Origin of the sequence: Actinoplanes sp. NPDC020271 (assembly GCF_044388125.1) — a bacterium.
Taxonomy (GTDB): domain Bacteria; phylum Actinomycetota; class Actinomycetes; order Mycobacteriales; family Micromonosporaceae; genus Actinoplanes.
In genome coordinates, this window is record NZ_JBIRWQ010000014.1 from 1 (window position 1) to 26081 (window position 26081).

Annotated in this window: 20 protein-coding genes, 1 tRNA gene and 1 riboswitch; of the genes, 11 read left to right on the forward strand and 10 right to left on the reverse strand. The window is 67.5% G+C overall.

Going from position 1 to position 26081, the window contains the following annotated elements:
- Nucleotides 1-100: 100 nt before the first annotated feature.
- Nucleotides 101-3340 carry an SNF2-related protein gene (locus tag ACH442_RS27655; RefSeq protein ID WP_396341031.1) on the reverse strand — a complete coding sequence of 1080 codons (3240 nt, stop codon included), beginning with the start codon at nt 3338-3340 and terminating at the stop codon, nt 101-103.
- Between the two features lie 162 nt (nt 3341-3502).
- Between ACH442_RS27655 and ACH442_RS27660 the strand changes: the two genes are divergently transcribed.
- A tRNA-Arg gene (locus ACH442_RS27660) sits at nt 3503-3575 on the forward strand.
- 162 nt (nt 3576-3737) lie between these two features.
- Here ACH442_RS27660 and ACH442_RS27665 read toward each other — a convergent pair.
- The 4 genes from ACH442_RS27665 to ACH442_RS27680 form a co-directional block, all read right to left on the reverse strand.
- A complete protein-coding gene (locus ACH442_RS27665) occupies nt 3738-4853 on the reverse strand; it encodes a tyrosine-type recombinase/integrase (RefSeq protein ID WP_396341032.1) in 1116 nt (371 codons plus the stop codon).
- Nucleotides 4854-5940: 1087 nt separating this feature from the next.
- Nucleotides 5941-7176, reverse strand: a complete 1236-nt coding sequence (locus ACH442_RS27670) for a Fic family protein (protein WP_396341240.1) — start codon at nt 7174-7176, stop codon at nt 5941-5943.
- 902 nt (nt 7177-8078) lie between these two features.
- The gene (locus ACH442_RS27675) at nt 8079-8540 is read right to left on the reverse strand and encodes a hypothetical protein (protein ID WP_396341033.1); all 462 of its coding nucleotides are present in this window, start codon (nt 8538-8540) and stop codon (nt 8079-8081) included.
- A 137-nt stretch (nt 8541-8677) separates the two neighbouring features.
- On the reverse strand, nt 8678-8851 hold the full coding sequence (locus ACH442_RS27680) for a hypothetical protein (protein ID WP_396341034.1): 174 nt from the start codon (nt 8849-8851) through the stop codon (nt 8678-8680).
- 501 nt (nt 8852-9352) lie between these two features.
- Between ACH442_RS27680 and ACH442_RS27685 the strand changes: the two genes are divergently transcribed.
- Complete coding sequence (locus ACH442_RS27685; protein ID WP_396341035.1) at nt 9353-9583, forward strand: hypothetical protein; 231 nt, start codon at nt 9353-9355, stop codon at nt 9581-9583.
- On the opposite strand, the gene ACH442_RS27690 is transcribed toward ACH442_RS27685, so the two are convergent.
- On the reverse strand, nt 9580-10557 hold the full coding sequence (locus ACH442_RS27690; RefSeq protein ID WP_396341036.1) for an alpha/beta hydrolase fold domain-containing protein: 978 nt from the start codon (nt 10555-10557) through the stop codon (nt 9580-9582). The two genes, ACH442_RS27685 and ACH442_RS27690, sit on opposite strands and share 4 nt — an antisense overlap.
- A 251-nt stretch (nt 10558-10808) precedes the next feature.
- Between ACH442_RS27690 and ribA the strand changes: the two genes are divergently transcribed.
- From ribA to ACH442_RS27705, 3 genes are read left to right on the forward strand one after another with little or no spacing between them, the layout of a single operon-like run.
- On the forward strand, nt 10809-11465 hold the full coding sequence (gene ribA / locus ACH442_RS27695) for a GTP cyclohydrolase II (RefSeq protein WP_396341037.1): 657 nt from the start codon (nt 10809-10811) through the stop codon (nt 11463-11465).
- Nucleotides 11462-11929: a dCMP deaminase gene (locus tag ACH442_RS27700; RefSeq protein ID WP_396341038.1), complete on the forward strand. Its 468-nt coding sequence runs from the start codon at nt 11462-11464 to the stop codon at nt 11927-11929. The genes ribA and ACH442_RS27700 overlap by 4 nt, the downstream gene beginning before the upstream one ends.
- Complete coding sequence (locus ACH442_RS27705; protein ID WP_396341039.1) at nt 11926-12399, forward strand: MarR family winged helix-turn-helix transcriptional regulator; 474 nt, start codon at nt 11926-11928, stop codon at nt 12397-12399. Before ACH442_RS27700 ends, ACH442_RS27705 begins: the two co-directional genes overlap by 4 nt.
- Nucleotides 12400-12887: 488 nt before the next feature.
- Here ACH442_RS27705 and ACH442_RS27710 read toward each other — a convergent pair whose 3' ends face one another.
- On the reverse strand, nt 12888-13709 hold the full coding sequence (locus tag ACH442_RS27710; RefSeq protein WP_396341040.1) for a hypothetical protein: 822 nt from the start codon (nt 13707-13709) through the stop codon (nt 12888-12890).
- Between the two features lie 223 nt (nt 13710-13932).
- Between ACH442_RS27710 and ACH442_RS27715 the strand changes: the two genes are divergently transcribed.
- Nucleotides 13933-14397 (forward strand): hypothetical protein, encoded by a 465-nt coding sequence (locus tag ACH442_RS27715; RefSeq protein ID WP_396341041.1) that lies wholly within the window; start codon nt 13933-13935, stop codon nt 14395-14397.
- Between the two features lie 580 nt (nt 14398-14977).
- On the forward strand, nt 14978-19750 hold the full coding sequence (locus ACH442_RS27720) for an ExeM/NucH family extracellular endonuclease (protein ID WP_396341042.1): 4773 nt from the start codon (nt 14978-14980) through the stop codon (nt 19748-19750).
- Nucleotides 19751-19817: 67 nt separating this feature from the next.
- Here ACH442_RS27720 and ACH442_RS27725 read toward each other — a convergent pair whose 3' ends face one another.
- Nucleotides 19818-20723, reverse strand: coding sequence for a LysR family transcriptional regulator (locus ACH442_RS27725; protein WP_396341043.1), 906 nt, complete (start codon nt 20721-20723; stop codon nt 19818-19820).
- A gap of 91 nt (nt 20724-20814) precedes the next feature.
- Here ACH442_RS27725 and ACH442_RS27730 point away from each other — a divergent pair, with 91 nt between their 5' ends.
- Nucleotides 20815-21171 carry a YybH family protein gene (locus ACH442_RS27730; protein ID WP_396341241.1) on the forward strand — a complete coding sequence of 119 codons (357 nt, stop codon included), beginning with the start codon at nt 20815-20817 and terminating at the stop codon, nt 21169-21171.
- Here ACH442_RS27730 and ACH442_RS27735 read toward each other — a convergent pair.
- Complete coding sequence (locus tag ACH442_RS27735) at nt 21143-21826, reverse strand: transglycosylase family protein (protein WP_396341044.1); 684 nt, start codon at nt 21824-21826, stop codon at nt 21143-21145. The genes ACH442_RS27730 and ACH442_RS27735 overlap by 29 nt on opposite strands.
- A 1-nt stretch (nt 21827) precedes the next feature.
- Nucleotides 21828-22009: riboswitch (cyclic di-AMP (ydaO/yuaA leader) on the reverse strand.
- Nucleotides 22010-22355: 346 nt separating this feature from the next.
- On the opposite strand from ACH442_RS27735, the gene ACH442_RS27740 reads away from it, so the two are divergent.
- On the forward strand, nt 22356-23594 hold the full coding sequence (locus ACH442_RS27740; RefSeq protein ID WP_396341045.1) for a saccharopine dehydrogenase family protein: 1239 nt from the start codon (nt 22356-22358) through the stop codon (nt 23592-23594).
- Nucleotides 23595-23600: 6 nt separating this feature from the next.
- Here the strand turns inward: ACH442_RS27740 and ACH442_RS27745 are convergent, their stop codons facing one another.
- Complete coding sequence (locus ACH442_RS27745) at nt 23601-24218, reverse strand: class I SAM-dependent methyltransferase (protein ID WP_396341046.1); 618 nt, start codon at nt 24216-24218, stop codon at nt 23601-23603.
- A 126-nt stretch (nt 24219-24344) separates the two neighbouring features.
- Between ACH442_RS27745 and ACH442_RS27750 the strand changes: the two genes are divergently transcribed.
- Entirely contained in the window at nt 24345-24953 is a 609-nt protein-coding gene (locus tag ACH442_RS27750; RefSeq protein ID WP_396341047.1) for a GNAT family N-acetyltransferase, read from the forward strand.
- Nucleotides 24954-24974: 21 nt separating this feature from the next.
- Complete coding sequence (locus tag ACH442_RS27755; protein ID WP_396341048.1) at nt 24975-26072, forward strand: DNA glycosylase AlkZ-like family protein; 1098 nt, start codon at nt 24975-24977, stop codon at nt 26070-26072.
- Nucleotides 26073-26081 lie beyond the last annotated feature (9 nt).

Sequence of the window (26081 nt, forward strand, 5' to 3'; positions counted from 1 at the left end):
TGCACTGCTGGAGGCCTTCACCTGTTCGCGAGATGGATCAACAATCCTCAGATCGAGTGGTCACACTTCCTCGACCAACGTCCCCGGATATCACAGCTAGCTAGCCCAGGAGCTCACGGATGTCGGCAGCGGTGAGCCCCGCGGATGCGAATTCTCCGCCGTCCATCACTCCGGCGAACAGTTCGGCCTTGCGTGCCTGCAGGGCCATCACCTTCTCCTCGATGGTGTCGCGCGCTACCAGGCGGTAAACGATGACGTTGCGGGCCTGGCCGATGCGGTGGGCCCGGTCCACGGCCTGTGCTTCGGTGGCGGGGTTCCACCACGGGTCGAGCAGGATGCAGTATTCCGCCTCGGTCAGGTTCAGGCCGAACCCGCCGGCCTTCAGGCTGATCAGGAAGACCGGCGCGGTCCCGGTCTTGAACTCCTCAACCACCTGCTTGCGGTTGCGGGTGGTGCCGTCCAGATAGACGCAGGTGATGCCGGCCTGCTCCAACCGGGCGCGGGCCGCGCCGAGGAAGCGGGTGAACTGGCTGAACACCAGGGTGCGGTGGCCCTCGGCGGCGATGTCGGTGAGCTGCTCGACGAGCAGGTCGAGTTTCGTCGACGAAACCGTCCGGTGTTGTTCGTCGACCAGCGCCACGTCCAGGCTGGCCTGTCGCAGCAGGGTCAGCGAGCGGAAGATCTCGAACCGGTTTTTCTCCAGGTCGCCGAGCAGGCCGAGCACCTTCTGTCGCTCCCGCTGCAGATACCGCTGGTAGATCTTGCGATGGCCCGGGGACAGGTCGACCTCGATCACCTGTTCCTGCTTGGGTGGTAGGTCGGCGGCGACCTCGTTCTTGCGGCGGCGCAGCACCAGCGGGCGGATCCGGCGGCGTAGCTGGGCGAGCCGGTCTTGGTCGTGCTCGCGTTCGATCGGATGGCGGTAGTACTCGGTGAACCGGTCGAGCCGAGGGAACAGGCCGGGCGCCGCGATGGAACAGAGTGCCCACAGCTCGGCGAGATTGTTCTCCATCGGCGTACCGGTGATGGCGACTTTGAAGGGTGCCGGGAGCCGGCGGGCGCATTTGTACGCCTGCGACTGCGGGTTCTTCACGAACTGCGCTTCATCGAGCACCAGCCCGGCCCAGCCCAGCGCGGCGTAGTCGTCGTACTCCAGGCGGAACAGCGTGTACGACGTGACCACGACGTCGGCCCGGTCGACCGCCTCGGTCAGCTCGATTCCTCGCCGGGCCGCGGTGGAGGTGATTGCTCGTACCTCAAGGTCGGGGGTGAAACGGGCGGCCTCGGCTGCCCAGTTGTGCACGACGCTGGCTGGCGCGACGACCAGAAACCGGCCATGTTTGCGGGCATGGCAGAGCAGCGCGAGGGCCTGCAGCGTCTTGCCGAGGCCCATGTCATCGGCAAGGATGCCGCCGAGCCCGTTGTCGTGCAACGCCGCCAGCCAGCGGAAACCCTCCAGCTGATACGGGCGCAGCTCGGCGTCCACCTCGGCGGGCACCGGCTGGTCGAGGCGCACTCCGGCCTCGCTCAGCGTGGCCACTGTGCGCTGCCAGTCGGCTGCCTGACCGGCCAGCTCACCCAGCTCGGCCAGCTCGTCCCAAACGCCGGCCTGGAACCGGCCGACCCGCAGCACGCCCGGCGGGCTGTCAGTGAGCGCGCGAGACTCGGCGATCAACTCGCGCAACTGCCGGAACTCCGGCCGATCGAGAGCGAAATAGGTGCCGCTGGGCAGGATCAGGAACTCCTGGTCACGGGCGAGCCCGATGAAGAGTTCCTCGAAGTCGACCTGCTCACCACCCACCTCGACGCGTACCGACAGGTCGAACCAGTCGTGCTCGTCAGCCTGTGCGGCACTGGCGAACGTGATGACCGGCGGTGCTTCGCTCTCCTGAAGGTCCCAATCCTCGTCAGGCTCGATCACGGAAACGCCGAGATCGGCCAGCGCGGGGACCACCGTGCTCACGAAATGGATCATCGAGTCGCCGCCGAGCACTGATTCAGCGGCGAGCCGAGGACCCGCCAGGCCCTGCTCGAGCAGGCCAGACCCAACAAGATCAACAATTCGCCGTACGAGATCAGCCTGCTCGTCGGAGAGCGTCGGCGACCACAGTGGTTCGACGCGCCGGCCGCCGCCCACCTCGACCGCCCACTCCCAGCACAGCCGCAGTTGATGTCCACGCTCGGGGGTCAGCGTCACGGTCAGGGCCGGAGCGCCCACATCGGGAAGGCTCACGTCCGGTCCCGCCGGCACTACCTCCAACTGCCGGACGAGACTGGGGTAGAACTCGGAAAAGAACCGGTCTTCCTGCTCGCTCGGGATCTGGATGCTCGGGGCGGCCAGCACCTTGCGCGCTGATTTCGGCAGCGGACGCGCCAACGGGGCCAGCCGCATCACCTGCCCGGTCTCCGCACCCCACGAGGCGATGCCGTGTGCCGGCTCGCCGATGAACATCGCGTGCTCGACATCCACCGACATGCCGTCGACCTGCACGACGGCTTGCAGCGAAAGATCACCCTCGATCCGGTCCACCTGCAACGACACTCGGGCAGGGCGGCGCGCTACGACCACCGGCGCGGCGTTCTTTCCGTGCTGCACCAGCGGCAGGCCGGACTCCTGTGCCTCGGCCAGAAGGTCCCAGATGCGCCGGCTGCCGAACTCGTCGAGGAACAGATTCGTGCTGCCGCTGCCGTAGTAGGGCGCATAGGAGCCGGACAATTTGATGATTTCGTTGAGCAGCCGGCGGTGGTGTTCCAAGTCCGGCGAGTGCCCTCCGGCGTAGCTGATCGAGTGCCAGTTGATCCCGGTCCGCACCCACCCTTTACGGCCGGGTAGAACCGGGCGCAGCGAGATTCGCTGTCCAGTCTTGCGACTACGTGGGAGATACCCGCTCACCAGCTCGAACTGCAGACCGAGACCGGGTTCCGCGGGCTGCGTCAGCGACGGCCCGGCCACGTCCCGCATCCATGCCGACAGCTGAGACTCCCACCGACTCCTCTTCGGCCGCCGTTGCGCCGGCGCAACGGACTTAGTCGGTGCGGTCTCCTGCCGAGCGGCGATCAGCAGCGCCACGATATGAATGCAATCCGAGTCGGCGCAGCTGCACACGCCGCTCAGGTTGGGCGTTGCCCCGGAGGTCAACTCGCCGGCCACGACTCCGCCGCCGCGGAGCTGGCCGACCGCCTGACCGGAGCCGGCAGCCTGGACGAGAATTTCGCCATCGGCCACCACCGCACGTGCCCGGAGGAAGGTGTGAACCCCGACCGCCTCGCAGAGGGCAGCTTCCTCCGGGGACAGGACCAGCTTCGCCATCATCACCTTCCGCCAGCGCCAACCGTTCACCTTAAACGCGCTACGGCGGGGATCGCACGCTGTGTACTCACCGAGAGGGACACCCGATGTGCGATCCGTCGGTGGGAACGCACCAACTTCGACGCCGCTGGTCAGCGGTGGGTGTTATCGGGTGCTGGTGGTCACCGCTGGTCAGGTAGGATCGGCAACCGCGCCCTCGTAGCTCAGGGGATAGAGCAACGGTTTCCTAAACCGCAGGTCGCAGGTTCGATTCCTGCCGGGGGCACTCTATCGATCACCAGAAACGTCCGCTGGCCTGCGCGGACATAAGATCGTCGATGTGCGGCCATGTGCAGCCGTGCGCCTCTGAAAGCCGCCGTTTGTCGCCAGTCGTGCAAAGGGCGTGCAATGGATCTTGGTAGCGTTTCCGCAGGCCAGCCGTCGGATTTCAGGCATCGAGTGCAGCCTCGATCCGGGCATTGAATCGCTCCCGATCGCCGTCGAGGCACTTGGCGTAGACCTTGAGCAAGACGTCGACGGAGTGCCCGGCGCGGTCGGCGACGTCGGTGGCAGGCACGCCTGCGTTCAGCCACAACGACACCCCGGCATGCCGCAGATCGTAGGGGCGACCGGCCAGCGGGGTGCCGACCCGGTCCGGAGGGAACGCCACCGTACGGGCGATCTCCCACACCCGGGAGTACGCCGAGGACGAGACCACCCCGCCGCGGGTGCTCCGGAACAGCCGGCCGGTCTCGTCGGTGCCGAAGCGCTTCAGGTGCTCCCTCAGGATCGCCACCAGCTCAGGCGGAATCGGGACATCCCGCGCCTCCGTTTGGCCCCGGTGCTTGAGCCCTCGGTCGTCGTGGACCTCGCCACTGTCGGTGTAACGCTTGCCCGCCGCCGGCCGCGAGCGTTCCACAGTCAGTGTGCCCCAGCCGGTTGCCGGAAGCTTGCAGTTGTGCCGACGAAGGTCGGTGGCCTCGCCCGGTCGTAGCCCCGCGAAGTACATGCAGGCGAAGAAGGCTCGAAGCCGCTCCCCACGCCGACCGTCCTTGCCTCGGGAACCGACGTAGGTCACCGCCGTCAGCAGCTCTCGCGCCTGCTTGGGGTTGACGACCACGCGGCGGTCGACTTGGACGGAAACCTTGTTCCGGTTGGAACGTACCCGTAGCTGGTCCACCGGGTTGAAGGCGAGAAGTTCCAGCTCGACCGCGTACTGAAGAACGTTGTAGAAGACTGCGCGCTTGCGCCGGGTCGTGGTGGCCGCCGCGCTCCGGCCGTCGAGCCGCACGGCCAGGGCGTTGAGCGCCGGGCGGATGACCGACGCTTGAGTGAGATCGGCCAGGGGCAGCGATGCCCGTTCCAGCCATTGCAGCGTCTTAGCGACGTCAGCCGGTCGCGGTTCCTCGCGAGTTGCCGGAACAAGTTCGTAGCCACGCAGCGCCCGCCGTAGCAGTTCGGCGTCCGGCCTCCCGGGAACGTCCGCCGTCAGCGCAGGCGTCACCGTGGCCAGCGCGTCGGTCAAACTCTCCCGCGACTTCGCGGCGGAATCCGGCCACTTCATCGCGGATGTGTGGGCAGCCCAGGTCCACGAAGAGTTCCATACCCTTTGCGACTGCTATCAGGCCACGCCGCGCAGCATCCTGCCAGCCCGCTACGGACTCGTCGCCGCTGTCAACACCCCAGACGGACCACTCGTATTCCGCAGCAGCCCAGACCCCCGCGGCCGCAACCAGGCAGCCGTAGCCGCCGCGCTCGCCGACCTGGGCGCCGCCTCACGGGTGCACGAGGCCGTCACCACTGACCACGGAACTGGACCGTCGCCGACCGCGTGCTACCAGGCACCCCACTCAGCCAGACCGACCCCGCAACCGTCAACCCCCAGGCACTCTTCGCGCCCTTGGTGATGATGCGTGGACAACCGGCCCCGCTTCCTGACATTCCTTCAGTGTTGGACTGGCTTCGCGAACGCCTTCAAAATGACCAGCTTACCGACTTACGTCCAGGCACGACCATTGCACCGGCCGGCGAACGCAAAGCCGCACTTAGACTCCTAACCGAGCTAGCTGTGATCACGTCCCCGGTCTATGCCACGGAGACGCCTCCAGTGGCAACATTATCGCCAACGGGCCAAACCATTGGATGTATATCGACCTCCGCGGCATGGCCGGCGAATACACCTACGATGTCGCCGTGCTCGCCATTAGAATTAGCGCTGCTCATGGCACGCCGGACGCATTTAGCCAAATTTTCTATTTAACGCAAGCGGAGCCCGATCGCCTCCGCTCCTGGATGGCGGTTGCTCAAGCTGCGCGCGTTTAGTGGCGGTACTGCCCTGCCCGGAAATTGCCAAACGCGAGGGCATATTTTGACCTGCGGAGCTACATCAGTCTTGCATTTGGGCAGGCTGAACCTCCCGCACCTAGTGGTTAAGGAAGTGTCAGTCTTAGTTCGGTGGCCATTAGTCGGTCGGGCCGTAGATGCGGTTGGCTTTCTTCTTTAGCTCTCGGTACTGCTGAGCGATAGCGCTGTTGATTTTCTGGCACAAATAGAATTGTACGAAGCGTCAACGAAAGACGTACTCAACCTCAAGCGGCAGCGGGCTACTGGCCTCTCCATTTAGGAATCAAGAGGCCAGTAGGTGCGCCAATCTACAGCTCTCGCGCAGCATTTGCACGATCTTCATCCGTTGGCGAGTGTTGCGGTCTACGGCGCCCAATTTGGCTAGTTATCCGTAGAACTCGGTCGCAAGCAAAGAGCCTATTCTGTCGGCGACCCGTAATTTCTCTTAGAAGCCCAAAGTCAACGAGTCGTTGGACGGCCTGATTTGCTGCCTCAAACGACTTTCCGATCATTGTTCGTGCGGTTGGAACGTCAATTACAGGGTAGCCGATCAGATTCTCCGCAATGTGGAGTCCAGATCCTCGCAGGCCTCCATCGCGAAGCAGTTTTACCATCTCATCACGCTCACCAAGAAGTTCTCGGATAGTGACGATTCCTTCTTCGGCTTGCACCCTCACCGCTTCGCTGAAAAATTCGACCCAAGGGCTAAAATCCCCAGTAAGCGTTACGTCTATAAGTCCCTTGATGTACTGCTCGCGACGTGGTTCTAGCCATGGTGCGATGTTTAATACGGGTAAGCGAAGAACGCCTTCTTGGATAAGCTGAAGAATGGCCAGAAGTCGCCCAACGCGGCCATTTCCGTCATTGTACGGGTGGAGTGATTCAAATTGATAATGCGCTAGCGCAACCTTGGCAATAATGGGAATATCGCTCGATGAGTTTATCCACTTCTCCCACTCACTGAATCCTTGTTCAAGGATCATGCCATTCGGAGGGGGGATGTACCTTGCGTCTTCGATCGATTGCCCGGGGTTGCCAATTTTTACGAGGCGTTGGCGCAGGTCGCCGGCATCATAGGTCTCGCCCGATGTCCCGCGAACGATGCTGAGCTGCAAGGTGCCGACTAAGCCTCGGCTCAGCGGGTAGGTCTCCATCAACTGGAGTGCCTGATCAGTGGCCCTTACGTAGTTGTAGGCCTCACGCTGGTCGGCAGACATGTACCTGTCTTCAAGGAACTCGGCTTCCAGGACCTCGTCGAACGCTGCATAGGTACCTTCGAGTGCCGACGTGCTGACTGCCTCTCGGCGAACGAACGGCCGCACGAGAAGCTTGGGGTTTGGGAGCTGCGAGAGGGCTTCATCTAGGCGTACCACAGCCATGGCGGCAGTGGCCGCGGCGTTGATCGCACGGAGAGTCAACGCAGGGTGGGATGGCAGCGGCGCTGGCGAGTAGGCAAAGTAACTCCAAGACGAGCCGCGGGGATCGGTACCGGAAATCGGTACAAGTGCCCCCAAGGGGGACTCGCGGAGTGCTTCGAGGTCCATGACATTCAAGTTTACGCCTCCAAACTTGAACTAGTAGCGTCGGCATTCAAGATTCGGTGGCACCTACTAGCGCCGGTGCAGTCAAGCTTCGCCGGCCAAACTTGAACTTACGAAGCTAAGGTTCAAGGAAGAGGCAAGAGACATACCTCAAGTTTGATAACTACCAGTCACTGCGGCCGCGGTGCAGGTGATCGTGGCGATGCTGCCGAGACGGGGGTTGGCGAGAGTGGTGGTAGTTACCTTCACTGTCCGAACTTTGCGGCTCGCCTGTTGGGCTAAAGGTGGCATGCTGAGCCTTGCGTCATCTGAGCGCCATTTGGGGGCCAAGTCGACGTAACCGGGCAAATGGTCTATTGACTAGGGGGCTAGGCTCGGACCGCGTCGCTACGCGATGCTTGCACCCAAAGGGCGCGGTCCGAGCCTAGCCCCCTAGGCGCGCGATTGTACGATACTCACGAATGGTTGGCAACCCTCTTGAGGCAGTCCATGCTTGACTGCCTCGATACGGTCCAGGCTGTCGTTCCGCGATGTGCAGCACCCACAGGGCAGCCTGGAGCAGCGGAAATACAGAAATTTCATGCATGTAGGCATGCGCGCATGGTGAGTTGCTGCCAGCTTCAGTCCAGCTTCAGTAACGCACTGCCGAATTCTCCTCTTTTAAATCAAGGCGCCGCGCAAGCGCGGCGCAGGCCGGACGCGCTCGACCTGCTGGCGGCCTTCGGCCGGCATCGGCCGGCGCGCCGGCCAATCTCCGCTACGGTGTCTGATCCTAAGGAGCCTCCGGCGGGAGCGCTCGGGCCTCAAGGATGGTGGTGTCATCCCGCCGGCCGTCGACCCGGACGAAGTCCGCTCCCCAGGGGGGCGGGTCGACGGCGGACGGGATGACGAGAGGCGGTGGACTATCAGTCCCCGTCGCGCCTGCTGTTCAAGCCGACTACGCCGAAGAGGAAGCCCGCCAGTTCGAACGGCGTCAAATGAAGCTCCTCCAGTTCGTCCCACACTGCCGGGTAGGCAGTCCGCAGAACAGCGCAGGTAACCAGTGCCGTCGTGGCGACGGAGGCGGCGGTCATGAACGCTTCGACCGGTTTGGTACTGGGAAGCGACGCACGTAAGGCAAAGAAGAGCCACGAGACATGCCATGCGGCGGCGTCTTTCGCGCTCGGTACCGGCGGATGGTCCTCAGCATCCGTTAGTTCCTCGCGTAGCAGTCCGTCTACTTCGTGTTGGACTGTGTGCCACAGCTCTGCGTAACCCGGAGCGTCAGCAACTTCCGCGGCCAGGGTATCAAGGGATGGTGACGGGACTGGCTCGTTCGCTCTATGCAGGATCGTTGCGCTGATCTCCCCGGTACGGCGAAACAACACACCCGGAAGTTGGGCTGTGGCGCCAGCAGCAAGGCCGGTCAACCGAGGTAAGAGCGGATCGAGGATCTGGGACAGCCGTTCGGACTGACTCTCGGGGATGGCCGTGGCGGCGAGCTGTTTGGTGATGCTGTCGGTGATCAGGCGCTGGTCGCCGGGGTAGAGCTTGAGGAGCGGCTGAGTTCAAACAGCTCGGGGACGGCCACCGCGGCGACCTGTCTGAACGCTGCGTCGATCATCCGACGGTGGCTGTAGGAAGCCCGCAGGAATTCCTCAGCAGGTGAGTCGTCGAACGCATCGCTCGGCTGTGTCACGCTCGCTCAACCTCCAAGAGTGAAGGCGCACAAGTGTACGATCCTTCCGCATCCGGTGCCGATCTGACGAAGAGAGAACACATGGCCGCAGGGCTGGCCCCTGGTCCATTCAGCCGGTGCAGAGGAAGTGCAAAGGGGTCGCCTCACGCCTGGCTGTAGAGAGGCTTCTGCGCAGGTCAGACACCTGCCACACTCATCGGTGCTCACTCATTCCTAAACCGCAGGTCGCAGGTTCGATTCCTGCCGGGGGCACTCTATCGATCACCAGAAACGTGCGTTGAGCTGCGCCGACAAGAGACAGCCGACGTTTTGCGGCTCGGTCGGCTGGTCCGCGGGATGTCTTGATCGGCTGAGATCGCCTTACGAGTGGTTCGGGACGACCGTCCCCGAGCGCGTCGCTCGTTCTCACCTCGTCGGGGTGCTCGCCGCGGCCGAGTTTGCGATGGTGCGAGTGCCGGCGTTGGATTGATCGACTCGGGATCGCCCGGAAGGATGGTGGGTATGAGCGACTCCTACACCGGGCCGGCCGAGATCAGCAGTGACGAACTCGGGAGTTTTCGGGCTGTCGTTGAACTGTGGGTCACCGAGGACGGTGGCTGGGTCGGGACGTGTCTGCTCGAGGACGAGCGGCTCGAGGGTAAGACCGTGACGCTGGAACTGGGCACCGGGCAGACGGGGACGGCCAGGGTCAATGGTGAGGTGCTGACCGGGTCGGGTCCTGCGCCTTTCTAGGCGAGCGCCGACCGGATGAAGGCCTCGATCATGCCGTACGTCGGATGGGGGTAATCCCGCGTCAGCGGTGTCCCGGTGTGACGGATCGTGGCGCGTGGCGCCCGGACGGAGACGATGTCGCGGCTGTGGCCGACGCCGGGGACTGTGTAGAACGTGGCCGGGACCGACGCCGCGGCCAGGGTGTCGAACAGCACCTGGCTTTGGCTGAGGGGGACCAGGCCGTCCTCGGTGCCGTGGATGATCAGTACGGGTGGGGCGGACGGCGTGACCCGGTGCAGGGGGTTGGCTGCCGTAACCCGGTCGGGGCAGGTGTTGATCGGGCAGCCGAGCAGGGACGATTCCGGTGATGCGGGGTCGGCGTGGCATGCGGTGAGGTAGAAGGCGCGGTTGAACGAGGCGCAGGCGCCGGGCAGCATGTCGGGGTCGAGGCGGAGGAAGTCGATCGGGGCGTAGAGGTCGACGACGGCGCGGACTCCGGTGCCGGTGAACCCGGCCATCAGGGCGGTCCAGCCGCCGGACGAGTCGCCGAGGACGGCGATCCGGGCGGGGTCGAATTCGAAGCGGCCGGCGTTGGCACGCAACCAGCGGATGGCGGCTTGTACGTCCTGGACTTGACCGGGGAACTTCGTCTGGAAACTGGAGCGGGTGGAGACGCCGGCGACCACGAAACCGTGCGTGGTGAAGTAAGGGGCGAGCGCCGGGGCGTAGCCCTTGCCGTCATCGGCTTTCCAGCCGCTGCCACCCATGACGATCAGCAGCGGGTACGGCTTCGTGGCCGGCTGCCCCGGCAGGTAGAGGTCGAGCAGGTGACCGTGGGTGCCGGCGGGCTGGGCCGGGGCGTACGCCAGATTGCGGAAGATTCGCGGCGGGCGTGATGCCGCGGCGGTCGGCAGCCCGGCGGTGAGCACCCCGGTCAGGGCCGTGACCAGGAGCGCCGCTATCGCGAGGATGCGGGAGTGGGTCCGACTCAGCAAGGTGGGCCTCCGGGGGTGGATTCGATCGTCGCCCACTGCGGCAACTCCGCGGAATCCCCCGCTCGGAGCATGGTGACCAGGGAGAACGCGCCTTTCGGCAACCTGTTGGGCACGCTGCGGCAAGCGGATCGGTGGATGCTGGGTCACAAGAGGGCCGCCGGTGGTGATGTAACCCACCCCTCAGCTTGTTGAAGTTTCAAAAGCGACCGGCGAATAGTGTTGGTGAAACTTCAACAACCATGGGGGCTGCCATGACGGTGACGATCGGTGAGGCGACAGCGCGGGTGACGCCACCGGCGGCGACGATCCGCACCCGGGTCACGGTGCCGCTCGAGTTCCCGGATGGCTACCGCACCACCGCGGAGGTGTTCACCTTCGTCGGGCTCGTCGACGGGCGTGAGCACCTCGCCCTCGGTCTGGGCGACTGGAAGAACGCGACCGACCCATTGGTCCGCCCGCACAGCGAGTGCCTCACCGGCGACGTCTTCGGCAGCCAGCGCTGCGACTGCGGCCCGCAGCTGCGGGAGGCGGCCGAGCGCATCACCGAGGCCGGCGGGATTCTGCTCTACCTGCGGCAGGAGGGCCGGGGCATCGGCCTTTACGCGAAGCTGGACGCCTACGCGTTGCAGGACACCGGTCTCGACACCTACGAGGCGAACCTGGCCCTCGGTCACGGCGAGGACGAGCGTGATTACACCGCCGCCGCGCAGATGTTGCACGCGCTTGGCGTCAATCAGATCCGCTTGCTGAGCAATAATCCTGACAAAGCCGGGCAACTCGGTGATCTCGGTGTCGAGGTGACCGAACAGATCCGGACGGGCGTCCACCTGTCCGCTTCGAACGCCCGGTACCTTGCTGCCAAGCGCGATCACACCGCGCACACCCTCGACCTGACCGGTGCCGCATGACGCTCTTCACCGAGGCTGACCGCTTCTGGATGCGATCCGCCATCGACCTCTCCCGGCTGTCCCCGCCGTCGCCGACGCACTACGCGGTCGGCGCGGTGATCGTCGGCCCGTCCGGCAACCCGATGGCCACCGGCTACACAGGCGAGACCGACCCGCACTTCCACGCCGAGGAGGAGGCGCTCGCCAAGCTCGCCGGGCGCGGCTTGGACCTGGCCGGCGCGACCCTCTACACCTCGCTGGAGCCGTGCACGACCCGCAAGTCGCGCCCGGTCTCGTGCACCGAGCTGATCCTCGCCTCCGGCATCCGCCGAGTCGTCCTGGCGCTGCGCGAGCCGCTGCACTTCGCCGACTGCACCGGGGTGGAGACGCTGCTCGGCCACGGCGTCGAGGTGATCGAGATCCCCGAGCTCGGTGAGGGGGTGCGGGACATCAACGCGCACGTCATGGGGATGCAGACGACATGACCCAGAATGCCGTCGTGACCGAGACCCGCTGGCTCAGCCGCCCGGAGATGGCCACCTGGCTGAACCTCACCCAGCTGCTGATGCTGCTGCCCAGCGCGCTGGACCGGCAGCTGCGTGACGACGCCGGCATCCCCCACGCGTACTACCAGATTCTCGCGATGCTCAGCAACGAGCCGGGCCGCTCGATGCGGATGACCGATCTGGCCCGGCTCGTCGGCACCACCACCAGCCGGTTGTCCCACGCTGTCGCCAGCCTGGAGCAGCGCGGCTGGGTGCGGCGCCAGGCGTGCGCCTTCGACAGGCGGGGGCAGATCGCCGGGCTGACCGACGAGGGCATGGCGGTGCTGGAGGCGTCGGCGCCGGGACACGTGGCCGAGGTCCGCAGGCTCATCTTCGACCGGCTGACCCCGGACGAGGTCGACCAGTTGCGCGAGATCACCGCCAAGATCCTCCCGGCCGCAGCGAGCTGAGAAGCCGTGCTCAGCTGATCTGGTCAACCGGCCGCCCAAGGGCAAATTTCCGCAGTACGTCGTGGCAGCGCTCGCTGGCATCGCCGACGCCGGCGTGGCCCGCCGCCAAGCCGGCCTTGTCACCGAGACGGTCACCTGACCGTTCTTGACCACGAACTTCGACGAGCTCGCCCGCCCCCACGCACGCACGCACCGGGAGTGAATACGGTGCGGATCTCGGCGACCAGCGGATGGTTGAGCCTGTCGGTTAGCTGCGACGCGGTGCAACTGGATTGAGAACGCTTGCGTGGGCGGGCGGTCAGGCCCGCCCACGCGGTAGCACATCGGGATGATCAGTAGAGCTTGTCCACAGTGGCGCTCTGTCCACAGGCGGACGGCATGATCATGCATTTTCCGGCCACAATGAGCGGCGTGGAGGTGGCCCCCCTTTGGGTTGGGTGGGCTCTATCTGCGGGCCGTCTCCAAGATCCAGCGGTGGCCTTGATCGACTAGTGGTTGGTGAGAGGGCCTGACGGGCCGCCATTCCCGCTGCCACCCGGGCCGCCACCACTGTGGCCGCCGGTACTGGGCCCGCCGGTACTGGGCCCGCCGTTGCTCGGCCCGCCGTTGTGGCTGCCGCTCGGTCCGCCGTTGGCCGGTCCGTCGTTGCTGGGTCCGCCGTTGCTGGGTCCGCCGGTACTGGGTCCGCCGTTGCCGGGTCCGCCGCCGGTCGGTCCGCCGGGCCCAGGGCGATCGGGACGGTCAGGACCGTTGGATCCAGGCCGGTCGGGTCGACCCGGCCCGTCGGAACCCGGGTGGTCAGGGCGCCCCGGCCCGATCGGTCCGGGGTTCCCGTTGCCGGGCCCCGGGTGGTCAGGACCGGGCCGGTCCGGGCGGTCGGGTCCCGGCCGGTCCGGACGTCCCGGCCCGTTCGGCCCCGGGCGCCCCGCTCCCGGCCACGTCGGCCGGTTCGGCCATCCGGCCGGCCACATGCCGGGCCGCCACCGGTTGTCCCACCGGTTGTCCCAGTCGTTGTCGTCCACGATCAGGGCGTAGGCGCCGCGGCGTACACCCCAGCGGACCTTTTCGCACTCGTGGGCGTCCCAGGCGCGGAACCGCTGTCCGACGAGTCCGGCCCGGTGGCACGACCAGAAGTCGCGGTAGTAGCCGACGACCTCGTCGTCTTTCCACGGGTTCTTCTGCTGCTGCGCGGACGCGCTGCTTCCCGATTTGCCGTTGCCCGGTGCGGCCTGGGCGGGTGCGGCGGCAGCCGTCAGCCCGGCCAGCATGCCGAAGCCCGCCAGCGCCAGGAAGCGCATGGTCTTCTGCATTGCAAGTCCCTTCCGTTATTCCTAAAACCCCCTTAACCGTGACATAACGGACCTAACCCACCTAGCACCCGTTCTCATACTTTTAGGCCTACCTCCGGACCTGAATCGCTGAAGACGCGTCTTCGCAGGTACCGCGTACGGAAGAGGGCTACCGACCCGTTCAGATCGACACGTATCTTGTGTCGCGTCATTACGGCAGTGAGACCTGAATCGGGGTACATGGATGGGCTATTTCGGCGAGATCCTGGTCGCACGCAGCGTGCAACCGCTGGCGGAGTCGTCCGCGATCGGAGGCACCGCGGTGCTGGACGAGCGGGAACTGGGCAGCGGCTGGCGCTTGGCGCAGCTGGACGGCGGCGTGCCTGGTGCTCTGGCAGAGCTGACGAGGCTGACCGGAGCGCCGGCTCTGTCGGTGTTCGTGATCGACAGCGACACCGCCCTGGTCGAGGCGGTCAGCCCGGCCGGGTCGGGCTGGATGGCGCACCTGCACCCGGAGCACGCGGCGGAGCTCGGCGCGCCGGAACTCGAACTCGACACGCCGGAGATCGTTGTGCGGGCTGTCGCCTGGGCGGCGGAGGCCGGGCTGAGCGTTGATGCCGGAGCGGTGGAGGCGGCGCTCTCCGCGAAGAACGTCTTCGTCGAGGAAACCTTCGACGAACTGCTGGCCGCGTTGGGTATCGCGGCGTAAGGGCGGATCGCCGTACGGGAAAAGGAACTGAGCGGTGCGCAGGCGGGAGGCCTGCCCACCGCGTGGTTTCAGGCGGCCGCGAGCAGCTCGCGGTCCTCTTCACACGGCGTCGCCGCGAGCCTCCGGGTGACGGCCTCGCCCTCCACTTCGCGATGTCCCCGGCGGCGAGGAGAGCGTCGCGTCCGCAAGGTCGCCGGTAGGACAGCCGGCCGAGCCGATACAGCGGGGTCGCCACGGGGATTCCTTCTCGGAGAGGGTCGGCTCACGTGATCGGCCACCTTCGGAAGGGTCTGAGAATCGGGGCAAGAAGCCCACGTTGTGTCGTGTGCGTCCCGTCGCGACGCCGACGTTTCGTTACGCGTTGTATAGACAGCCGACAGGTAACAATCCGTAGTGGTTCCCCGGATGTTGAACTGTGACCCGGGTAAGAGGTTGATAAGTGTGGATTAGACCCTGTCCTTTGTGGGTCGCACCCCTTTCTGTTACCTGAACGAGAAGAGATCGTCACCGGGCATACCTACGCTCCGGCGCACTCACTTCCATAGGGGGACCTGTTTCCATGCGTCCATATCTACGCAGCGTGAGCGCCGCTGCTGGCCCCAAGGCTCTCCGAGCCGTGGGCGCGGCGGCACTCGCGACCGCGCTGGGATTGGGCTTCTCCGTGCCGGCGTTCGCGGCCGAGGCCCAGATCCCCTTCATCTCCGAGATCCACTACGACAACGCCGGCACCGACGCCGGTGAGGCGATCGAGGTCCAGGCCCCGTCCGGGGTCGACCTGGCCGGCTGGACCGTCGTGCTCTACAACGGCAACGGCGGCGCCTCCTACGGCACGATCAACCTCTCCGGCACCGGGGTCGTCAGCAAGGCCTACGCCGGTATCCAGAACGGCAACCCCGATGGGCTCGCCCTGGTCGACCCGGCCGGCAAGGTCGTCGAGTTCATCAGCTACGGCGGCACCTTCGCCGCCACCAACGGTCCGGCCGCCGGGCAGACCAGCGTCGACATCGGTGTGGCCGAGTCGACCACCACGCCGGCCGGGCAGTCGCTCCAGAAGGTCGACGGCAAGTGGACCGGCCCGGCGACCAGCTCGTTCGGCACCCTGAACGGCACCGTCACGGACCCGGGCCCGGGCACCGACCCGACCGGCTGCGACACCGCGGTCACCAAGACGATCGCCGAGGTGCAGGGCACCGGCGCCGCGTCCCCGCTGGCCGGCCAGACGGTCACCGTCGAGGGCATCGTCACCGCCGACCACCGCACCGGCGGCTTCAGCGGCTTTTACATCCAGACCGCGGGTACCAGCCACACCGCGGCCGAGGGCGTCGCCTCCGACGCGATCTTCGTCTACGGCTCGGCCCTGCCGGACATCAAGATCGGCGACCGGGTCCGGGTCACCGGCAAGGTCACCGAGTTCAGCACGTTCACTGAGCTGACGATCACGGCCAAGACCGACACGCAGATCTGTGAGCACGACGCGACGATCCCGACCGCTTCCCCGCTGGGCCTGCCGGCCGGCGACGCGGTCCGCGAGTCGGTCGAGGGCATGCTGGTCTCGCCGGCCGGCACCTACACCGTCTCCGACCCGTACTACCTGACCGGGTACGGCGAGGTCGTGCTGGCCGCCGGTGACAAGGTCGCCAAGGTGCCGACGGACGTGGCGAAGGCCGGCAGCGACGAGGCGGCGGCGGTGAAGGCCGCGAACCGGGCCGGCCGCATCCTGCTCGACGACGGCCGGACGACGAACCTCTACAACAACGGCATCGCCCCGCCGTACCTGAGCAAGGACGAGCCGATCCGTGCCGGTGACAAGGTCGCCTCCTTCGCGCCGGTGGTGCTCGACTACGCGTACGGCGACTGGCTGCTCGAGCCGACCACGCCGGTCACGAGCGACACCCCGGCCGCGAACCGGACCACCTTCAGCTCGGTCAAGCCGCGGACCACCGCTCCGGCGGTTGTGGGCGGCGACATCAAGGTGGCCAGCTTCAACGTCCTGAACTACTTCGTCCACTTCGGTGGCGACGCCCGTGGCGCCAAGGACGCGGCCGCGCTGGCCAAGCAGCAGGCGAAGATCGTCACGGCGATCAGCTCGATGGACGCCGACGTCGTCGCCCTGATGGAGATCGAGAACTCGGTCCGCTTCGAGGCGAACGACCCCCAGCAGGCGCTGAAGACCCTGGTAGCGGCGCTGAACGAGAAGGACGGCGCCGGCACGTGGGACTACGTCCGCACGCCGGCCGAGCTGCCCGCTCCGGAGCAGCAGGACTTCATCACCACCGCGATCATCTTCAAGCCGGCCAAGGTCACGCCGAAGGGCGCGTCCCGGTCGGTGAACGACGAGACCGTGTGGTCGAACGCGCGCGAGCCGCTGGCGCAGACCTTCACCGCCGGCAGCATCGACTTCACCGTGGTGGCGAACCACCTCAAGTCGAAGAGCACCGGCACGCCCCCGACCGGCGACAACGTGGACACCGGGGACGGGCAGGGCGCGTACAACGCCGACCGTAAGCGGCAGGCCGCCGCGCTGGTCGAGTTCGTCAAGGGCGTCGAGAAGGACAGCGGCACCGACAAGGTGATCCTGCTGGGCGACTTCAACTCGTACACCCAGGAGGACCCGATGCAGGTCCTCTACGACGCCGGGTACACCGACGTGCACACCACGAAGGCGCCGGGCAAGAACTCGTACGTCTACGGTGGTGAGTCCGGTTCGCTGGACCACGCGCTGACCACGCCGTCGCTGACCTCCCGGGTCACCGGCGTCGACATCTGGAACATCAACTCGGTCGAGTCGGCCGCCTACCAGTACGACGGCTGGGCGCCGTTCTACAACGCCGATCCGTACCGGGCCAGCGACCACGACCCGGTCGTGATCGGCCTGGACACCGGCGCGCCGAAGCCGGTCAGCCTGCAGCTGCTCAACATCAACGACTTCCACGGCCGCCTGGAGCAGCCGACCGCGGGTACCGGTGGCGCGGCTCAGCTCGTCGGCCTGGTCGACAAGCTGCGGGCGGAGAACCCGAACACGATCTGGACCTCGGCCGGTGACAACATCGGCGCGTCCACGTTCATCTCCTCGATCGACGGCGACAACCCGACGATCGACGCGCTGAACGCGGGTGGCCTGGCCGTCTCCGCGGTCGGCAACCACGAGTTCGACAAGGGCTTCAGCGACCTGACCGGGCACGTGCAGGGCCGGGCGAAGTTCCCGTACCTGGGCGCGAACGTCTACACCGCGGACGGCAAGCGGGCCCTGCCGGCGTACGACGTCGAGACCGTCGGCGGTGTCCGGGTCGGCTACGTCGGCGTCGTCACCCAGCAGACCAAGACCCTGGTCAGCCCGGACGGCATCAAGGAGTTGGAGTTCCACGACCCGGTCGCCGAGGCGAACAAGGTCGCGGCCGAGCTCTCCGACGGCGTCGAGTCGAACGGCGAGGCGGACGTGGTGGTCGTGCTGGCTCACGAGGGCGCGGCGACCGAGAACATCAGCAGCGCCGAGGCCCTGCAGAACGACGAGGTCTTCGGGGCGTTCACCAAGCTCAGCGCGGACGTGGACGTGATCTTCAGCGGTCACACCCACCAGCCGTACGCCTTCGAGATCCCGATCCCGGGTACCGGCAAGACCCGGCCGGTCGTCCAGGCCGAGGACTACGGCGTGCGCCTGGGCCGCGCGAATCTCACCTACGACCCGGTGACCAAGTCCGTGACCGGCTCGACCGCCGAGCTGATCGACGTCAAGGGCTATCCGGAGAACGCCGCCGTCGCGACGATCGTGGCCAACGCCAAGACCAACTCCGCGGAGCTGGGCAAGCGCGAGCTGGGCAAGATCACCGACGACATCAAGCGGGCGTACTCGGCCACCGGCGCCGAGGACCGTGGCGCCGAGTCGGTGATGGGCAACTTCATCGCCGACGTGCAGCTCGACCAGACCAAGGACGCCGGTCGTGGCGGCGCGCAGATCGCCTTCATGAACCCGGGTGGTCTCCGGACCGACCTGCTCAAGGGCGACGACGGCGTGATCACGTACTCCGAGGCGTACGCGGTGCAGCCGTTCTCGAACGACATGGTCACCAAGACGCTGTCCGGCGCCGAGATCAAGCAGGTGCTGGAGGAGCAGTGGCAGCCGGCCACCGCGTCCCGCCCGATCCTGCATCTGGGCGTGTCGAAGGGCCTGACCTACCAGTACGACCCGAACGCGGCGAAGAACTCGCACATCGTCGCGTCGACGCTGAAGCTGAACGGGGTCACCCTCGACCCGAACGGCTCCTACCGCGTCTCGATGAACTCGTTCCTCGCCTCCGGCGGTGACAACTTCGCCACCCTCGGCCTGCACAACGAGACGAAGACCACGACCGGCGACAACGACCTGACCATGCTGGTCAACTACTTCGCCGAGTACACCCCGATCACCGCGGACAAGCAGTTCCGCAGCAGCGTGTACGTGCCGGCGCCGACCGACACCACCGCGCCGGCCGGGACGTACTCGGTGAACGCGAGCAGCATCTGGACCGGCCAGACGGTCACCCTGACCCAGAAGAGCCTCTCCGACGACGTCAGCGGCGCCGCGGACATCGCGCAGGTGGTCAACTGGGGCGACGGCGGCGCGGCGGAGACGCTGGCGGCCGGCGCGACGACGGCGACCCACAAGTACACCAAGACCGGTACGTTCGCGGTCACCGTGACGGTCACCGACAAGGCGGGCAACGCGGCCGCGGCGATCACCGCCGGGACCGTGACCGCCGCCGCGCAGGCCGGCAAGTACAGCCTGGACCGCGGTTCGATCTACGCCACCCAGTCGGTCACGCTGCGGGTCAGCGGTGTGAACGGCACCTCGGTGAAGGTCGCCTGGGGCGACGGTTACCTCACCACCGCCTCGGTGAACACGCCGGTGGCGCACGCCTACAAGAAGGCCGGGACGTACTCGGTCAAGGTCACCCCGGTGAACGGCCTCGGCGCCGGCACCACCGTGACCGCCGGCACGGTCAAGGTCGTCAAGGACGTCTGGGCGCCGAGGGTCACCCTCAAGGTGCCGGCCGGCCCGGACCGGGCGTCCTCCTGGGCGAAGGTGACCGGTTCGGTCAGCGACACCGGGCTCGGCGTCCGCTCGGTCCGGGTCAAGCTGATCGAGCAGCGCGGCAGCCACTGGTACTACTACGGTCACGGCAAGTGGACCAAGGCGTCCTCGCGGACGTCCGCACTGGCCAAGGCCGAGACGGTGAACGCGTCGTTCAACGGGAGCACGTGGAGCGTCCGGGTCACCGGCGTGAAGCCGGGCATCCTGCGGATCACGTACTGGGGTGTGGACAAGGCCGGTAACACCTCGGCCGGCAAGGTCTACTTCCGGACGATCACGCGGTAACACCACCTGAGCCGGGAGGCCCTCGTCGCGGTTGCGCGGCGGGGGCCTTTCCGTCTTCGCGGGCGTTTCACGGGCGTACGCCAATCGGCTCTTGATCGGGGAAAAAGGCTGCTCGGCAGTGCTGGAGGAGGGCGGCGAGGGCCGGACTCGCCCGCTCCTGCCAGACCAGCGCGAGCAGGGCCGGGATCGCGACGCCGTCGATCGGCACGGCGACCAGATCGGGATGGGCCGCGGCCATCGACTCGCTCAGGACGGCCACGCCGAGACCGCGCCGGGCCAGGCCGGCGACCGTGGCCGGCGAGGTCGCGGCGAGCGCGACCTCCGGTCGCAACCCGAGATCAGCCGTCCCGGCGTGGTCGAGTACGTCACGGATGCCGGTGCCACGCGGAAGACAAATTATTCGGTACGCCGTGAGCTGCGCGATCGTCACCCGGCCGCGTCCCGCTAGGTCACCGCCGGGTGGCGTCAGCGCCACCAGCGGCTCACTGACGATCACCTGCGACGCGAGATGTTCCGGGGGCTCACCGGCCAGCCCCGCCAGCGCCACGTCGATCGCGCCCGTGCGCACCCCGGCGACGAGGTGGTCCGAGTTCGCCTCGGTCAGCTCCAGCGCGATGCCGGGGTGGGCGTCGTGGAACGCGGCGAGCGCGTCGAAGAGCGGAGCGACCTCGCAGCCGATCACCATGCCGATCCGCAGCCGCCCCCGGATCAGCCCCTTGACGTCGTCGATCGCGTCCCGCAGGTCGAGCGTCGAGTCGATCGCCTCCCGCGCGTGGCGCAGCGCGACCGCACCCGCCTCGGTCAGCCGGGCGGTCCGCCCACTGCGCACGAACAGTTCCGCCCCGAGTTCGTGCTCCAGGGCCTTGACCTGGGCACTCACCCCGGACTGGGTGATGTGCACCCGCTCGGCGGCGCGGGTGAAGCTGCCGGTCTCGGCGACCGCGATGAAGTACTCCAGTTGCCGCAGATCCATGAATGAAAATTGTAGTTCCTAGAAGAACCATCTGTTGGACTTGTAGGGTGCGGCGGAGGAAGGTGGAGGCATGAGCGAACGAGCGAAGGCACTGCAGCCGGAAGATCTCACCCGCCTCTTCGTCGAGCGCGCGAACGCCAAGGACGCCGAAGGGCTCGCGCTGCTGTATGAGGAGGATGCCGTGATGGCCTATCCGCCCGGCAGCCGGACGGTCGGCCGGGCGGCGATCGAGAAACTCTGGGCGGAACTCCTGCCCAGGATGCCGCGGTTCGAGCCCGAGCCTCCGCTGCCCACTCTGATCAGCGGCGACCTGGCCCTCACCGCGACGCCGCCGAAGGACGGGGCCGGGGCGAGGGCACAGGTCGTCCGCCGGCAGCCCGACGGGACGTGGCTGCGGGTGCTCGACCAGCCGGAGTTCTCTAGAGGGCCAGCCGCTGACCGACCCTGAGGCGGTTCGGGCTGCTCAGGCGGGCCGCGTTGGTGCGGTAAAGGGCCTTCCAGCCGCCCCGCACGTGGTAACGCCGCGCGATCCCGGAAAGGGTGTCACCGCGCTTCACGGTGTAGGCGTGCGCGGACCGCAGCGGCGTGTTGTAGGAGGCCAGGCGGTATGGGCTGACCCGTGTGGTCGTGCGCGCCCGGGTGAGCCCGCGACGACCGCACGTCGGCCAGGCGCCGATGCCCTGGGTGCGCAGGACGCGCTCGGCCACCGCGATCTGCTCGCTCTTGGAGGCTCCGTTGGCCGTGGAGGCGTACCTCCCGCCGCCGTGCGCCCGCCAGGTCGAGCGGCTGAACTGCAGCCCGCCGAAGTAGCCGTTGCCGGTGTTGATCCGCCAGTTGCCGCCGGACTCGCAGCGGGCCACGGCGTCCCAGTTGACGTCCGGGGCGGCGCTGGCCGGGGAGGCCTCGACGGCCATCAGGCCGACCGCTCCGGCCAGACCGGCGATGGTGATGCCGAGGCTGCGCTGCAGGCGGCCCGGCTTCTTCGGAGCGCGGTGCTTGGGCGTCGAGTAAGCGCGCCCGGCGGCCGTCGCCGGTGCATGGGCGCGCGGGGACTGGGCTCGCCGGGACAGGACACGGCGAACCCCACTGTTCAGGTGAAGCATGAAGTTTTCCCTCCACGCCTGCGAGGTGAGCTGTCGGGTTCGGGCCGAGGAGCCCGGCTGCTGACGCAGCTTCACCCCGAGGCGCACTCCCGTGGGAGCGCGCCGAGGAACTGGTGGGTCCCCCGCTCCGTGCCTGTGTGTTGTTGACCGTGACCAGCAGGCAGGATTCGGCGTTCCGGCCACGGTGTCCGCACGTGCGGACTGCTTGACGGAGCCACCGCCTCGCCGGACTGACCATGCCCGGGCTGCGACAGGTGACGTTGTTTCCCCAAATTAACCGCTTTGATCTTCCTTTGTGTGGATAACTCCCGCAGATTCTCGGGCGTGGCGTGACTTGCTACTCACGTGGTCGCGCGGACGGGGGAAAGCCGGTGCCCACAGGCATGGCGGTCCGGCGACTGGGTAAAAAGGGCCTGCTCATTGGAGTTCCACGCGCGTGCTCAAGCGACTCCGGCCCGGTGTAAGGGATTGCGCCCGTTGTTACTGATGAGTTTCCTTCGGGGTGGTCCGCGGTGCACAATCTCCGACCATGAGCGATCGTTCACGCGACTTCGAGGTGATCGTCTACGGTGCGACCGGCTTCGTCGGCGTGCTGGTGGCGGAATACCTTGCCGGGCACGCGCCGACCGGCACCCGCATCGCGCTGGCCGGGCGCTCAGCGGAGAAACTGGAGGCCGTCCGGGCCCGGCTCGGCGTCGACTGGCCGACCCTGGTCGCCGACGCCGCCGACGCGGACGCGTTGACCACCCTGGCCGGACGCACCCGCGTCGTCATCACCACGGTGGGGCCGTATGCGAAGTACGGCAAGGTTCTCGCGCACGCCTGCGCCGCGGCCGGCACCGACTACGTGGATCTGACCGGTGAAGTCCTGTTCGCCCGGGACAGCATCGACGAGAACCACGAACTCGCCCGCAGCACCGGTGCGCGGATCGTCCACTCCTGCGGCTTCGACTCCATTCCGTCCGACATCGGCGTGCACGCCCTCCACAAACTGATCGAATCGGACGGCGCGGGCGAGTTGCTCGACACCACGCTGGTCGTGACGAGCTTCCGCGGCGGGGTCAGCGGCGGCACCATCGACTCGATGCGCAACCAGGTCGACGTGCTGAAGGAGAAGCCGGCACTGCGCAAGGTGGCCGGGAGTCCGTACTCGCTGAGCCCGGACCGCCACGCCGAGCCGAGACTCGGCCGCCAGAGCGACCTGGACACGATTCCCGGCTCCGACGTGGACCCGCAGCTCAAAGGGCGGCTCGCACCGTTCGTGATGGCGTCCTACAACACTCGCGTGGTGCGGCGGAGCAACGCGCTGCGCTCATGGGCGTACGGGCGGAACTTCACCTATCGCGAAGCGATGAGCGTCGGCGCCTCCCCGCTGTCGCCGGTCATCGCGCTCGGCACGAAACTCGGGCTCGGCGCACTCTTCGCCGGGCTGGCGCTGCCACCCACCCGCTTCGTGCTGGACCGCATCCTGCCGAAGCCGGGTGACGGGCCGAGCCGGAAAGACCGTGAGAACGGGCATTTCACCATGGACATCTTCACGACGACGACGTCCGGGGCGCGGTACACGGCTCGGGTGCGGGCCAAGGGCGACCCGGGGTACGCCGCGACCTCGGTGATGCTCGGCGAGTCGGCGCTCGCACTCGCGCTGGACCGGTCGTCGCTGCCGGAGAGCGAGGGTGGCGTGCTCACCCCCGCCACCGGGATCGGGGATGCGCTGGTCACACGGCTGCAAGCGGCCGGATTCGAGATCACCGCGCGCAAGCTCTGACGGTGGTCACCGCGGGCGCCGGGCGATCAGCTCGAAGACGTGCCAGTGCTTGGGGCCGCTGAACGCCGGGCCGTCCTCGTCCTGCTCGTCCCAGTGCTCGACGATCAGGCCGTCGGCCAGGGCGGACGCCTCCGCGACGGTCAGGAACGTCCACTCCCCGTTCGCCGTCCACGAGTCATGGACGCCGAAGAGATCCACTGCCACGAGACCGCCGGGACGCAGAGCCGTGCGGATGAGCGTCCACAGCCGATCGAAGGACGGCCGGTCCTGGTACGGCAGGGCGTAACCGGCGTAGATCAGGTCGGCCTCGGGCAGCTCGGTGATCTGCTGAAAGCCGAGCCGGTGGGCGGTCAGCGACGGGTGGGAACGGTCGACGCCGGCCAGCATGGCGGGCTCGCTGTCGTAGGCGGCGACCCGCCAACCGGCTTCGAGCAGGGCCCGGGTCTCGCGGCCGGCGCCGCAGCCGAGGTCGACGGCGGTGCGCCCGGCGCCCGGGCCGGCGAGGTCCATCGCGCGACGGCAGGTGGCGCGGACGTCGCGGGTGACCTGCGCGGCGTTGTAGGCCGTCCAGTGGTCGTCGGCGTGGGTGGGGTGGGCTGACGGCGTACCGGAGACGTCGGGCATGGAATGAATGGTGCCCTGAGTGATACCGCGATCGGGAATCCGACGGATGGACGGTCAGGTATCAACGACGCCGACCTTCAATTCGGTACTAGCCGGGCACGTGTCTTTCTGGGCAGGATCTGAAGGGTGACCGCCAACCCGCTGCCGCATCCGCTGAAACTGGCGGGCAATGGCGTCGTGCTGCGGGAATGGACGCCCGACGATCTGGAGGATCTGGTGGCGATCCTCGACGAGCCGGCCATCGCGCGGTGGACGCCGATGCCGTCGCCGTTCGACGTCGAGGCCGGGCTGGCCTACCTGAAACGGGCCCTGCAGGGGCGGCTGACCGGGCGGCGGATCCAGCTCGCGATCACCGCGGACGGCGGCCCGCCCCTGGGCGAGGTGCTGCTCTTCGGCGTCGACTCGGGGATGCGCGAGGCCGAGCTGGGCTATCTGGTCGGCGCACCCTACCGGCGTCGCGGACTTGCCGTCGCCGCGTTGTCCCTGCTCACCGAGTATGCGTCCGGCACCCTGCGACTGAGCCGGCTGCTGCTGCGGATCGACCCCGGCAACACGGCGAGCACCGCGGTGGCACGCCGGTGCGGGTACCGGTTGACCGGCGAGCCGCCGATCCCGCAGGAGGGACCTTACGGTCCCACGAGCCTGGACACCTGGGAGTACGTGTCGGGACTCCCCGGGTCGCGACGGGAACGCCTGAGAAATGTCGCATCCCGGCGGTACGGTCGTCGCACCTGACCGACCGGGGAGGTGTCACGAGTGCTCAACGTGGATCGTGCGCAGGTCATGGCGTTCCGGCTGGGCGCGCTGGGGCTGACCGGGCGTGGCACCGGCCGTCCCGCCGACCTGCCCGTGCTCGACCTCGGAGTCCAGGAATACACCCCTGGCTCGACCCACGTCGCCCTCGCCGCGCGGACCAGCGCCGAGCTGGAGGACGACCGGCTGGTGACCGTGTGGGCGGCGCGAGGTGCGCCGCACCTGCATCGGCGGGCCGACCTGGAGACGCTGACGTGGCAGCTCTGGCCGGTCAGTGACGCCGACGCTCGGGCGAGGATCAAAAGCGGTCAAATTCCCGATGGCGTACGGCGTGGGGCCGCGGCCCTGCGAGCGACTGCGGAAGCGTTCCGCGAGGTGGTGCGGGAGCCGATGCCCCGCGGCGAGGTGAGCACCGGCGTCAGCGCGCTCGTGCCGCCGGAGTTGACCTACGAGTGCCAGGCCTGCCGGGCGCGGCACGTCGCCGGGATCGTCTGGCAGCAGGCCGGGCTGGCCGGTGCGGTCCAGGTGCTCTCCCGCGGCCGGGAGGCGATGCTGGGGCCGCTGCCCGGCTTCACCGCCCCGATCCCGTCGGCCAACCGGGGCATCGATCGGCTGATCGCGACGTACCTGCGGTTCCTCGGGCCGGCCGGTCCCGCCGAGGTCGCGAGATATCTGCAGAGCAGCACCGCCGAGATGCGCGCGGTGTGGCCGGACAACCTGGTCGAGCTCCGGGTCGACGGGCGCGAGGCCTGGCTGCCCGAGACGAGCGTGGGCGCGCTGGAGTCCGCCGTCACGCCGTCCGGGGTGCGGCTGCTACCGGCGATGGATCCGCTGCTCCAGGCGCGGGACCGAGATTTGCTGGTCCCCGCGCGGGAACGGCAGAAAGAGGTGTGGCGGGTGCTCGGCAACCCCGGCGTGGTGCTGCTCGACGGCGAGATCGCCGGAGTGTGGCGTCCGCGCCTGGCCGGGCGGAAACGGGTCGACCTGACTGTGAACTCTTTCGGTCAGTTGACGGCGGCTCAGCGGGCGTTGATCGAGGCCGAGGCGGGGGAGGTGGCGCGGGCGCGAGGGGTTCCGGCGGTGACCACGATGTTCCGGTGAGCACGATCG

Excerpts from the sequence above, each read along its gene's own strand:
- ACH442_RS27685 (WP_396341035.1), top strand. The coding sequence starts at position 9,353 with ATGAGCGACTCCTACACCGGGCCGGCCGAGATCAGCAGTGACGAACTC.
- ACH442_RS27725 (WP_396341043.1), bottom strand. The coding sequence starts at position 20,723 with ATGGATCTGCGGCAACTGGAGTACTTCATCGCGGTCGCCGAGACCGGC.
- ACH442_RS27735 (WP_396341044.1), bottom strand. The coding sequence starts at position 21,826 with ATGCTTCACCTGAACAGTGGGGTTCGCCGTGTCCTGTCCCGGCGAGCC.
- ACH442_RS27705 (WP_396341039.1), top strand. The coding sequence starts at position 11,926 with ATGACCCAGAATGCCGTCGTGACCGAGACCCGCTGGCTCAGCCGCCCG.
- ACH442_RS27665 (WP_396341032.1), bottom strand. The coding sequence starts at position 4,853 with ATGAAGTGGCCGGATTCCGCCGCGAAGTCGCGGGAGAGTTTGACCGAC.
- ACH442_RS27710 (WP_396341040.1), bottom strand. The coding sequence starts at position 13,709 with ATGCAGAAGACCATGCGCTTCCTGGCGCTGGCGGGCTTCGGCATGCTG.
- ACH442_RS27700 (WP_396341038.1), top strand. The coding sequence starts at position 11,462 with ATGACGCTCTTCACCGAGGCTGACCGCTTCTGGATGCGATCCGCCATC.
- ACH442_RS27715 (WP_396341041.1), top strand. The coding sequence starts at position 13,933 with ATGGGCTATTTCGGCGAGATCCTGGTCGCACGCAGCGTGCAACCGCTG.
- ACH442_RS27740 (WP_396341045.1), top strand. The coding sequence starts at position 22,356 with ATGAGCGATCGTTCACGCGACTTCGAGGTGATCGTCTACGGTGCGACC.
- ribA (WP_396341037.1), top strand. The coding sequence starts at position 10,809 with ATGACGGTGACGATCGGTGAGGCGACAGCGCGGGTGACGCCACCGGCG.
- ACH442_RS27670 (WP_396341240.1), bottom strand. The coding sequence starts at position 7,176 with ATGGACCTCGAAGCACTCCGCGAGTCCCCCTTGGGGGCACTTGTACCG.
- ACH442_RS27745 (WP_396341046.1), bottom strand. The coding sequence starts at position 24,218 with ATGCCCGACGTCTCCGGTACGCCGTCAGCCCACCCCACCCACGCCGAC.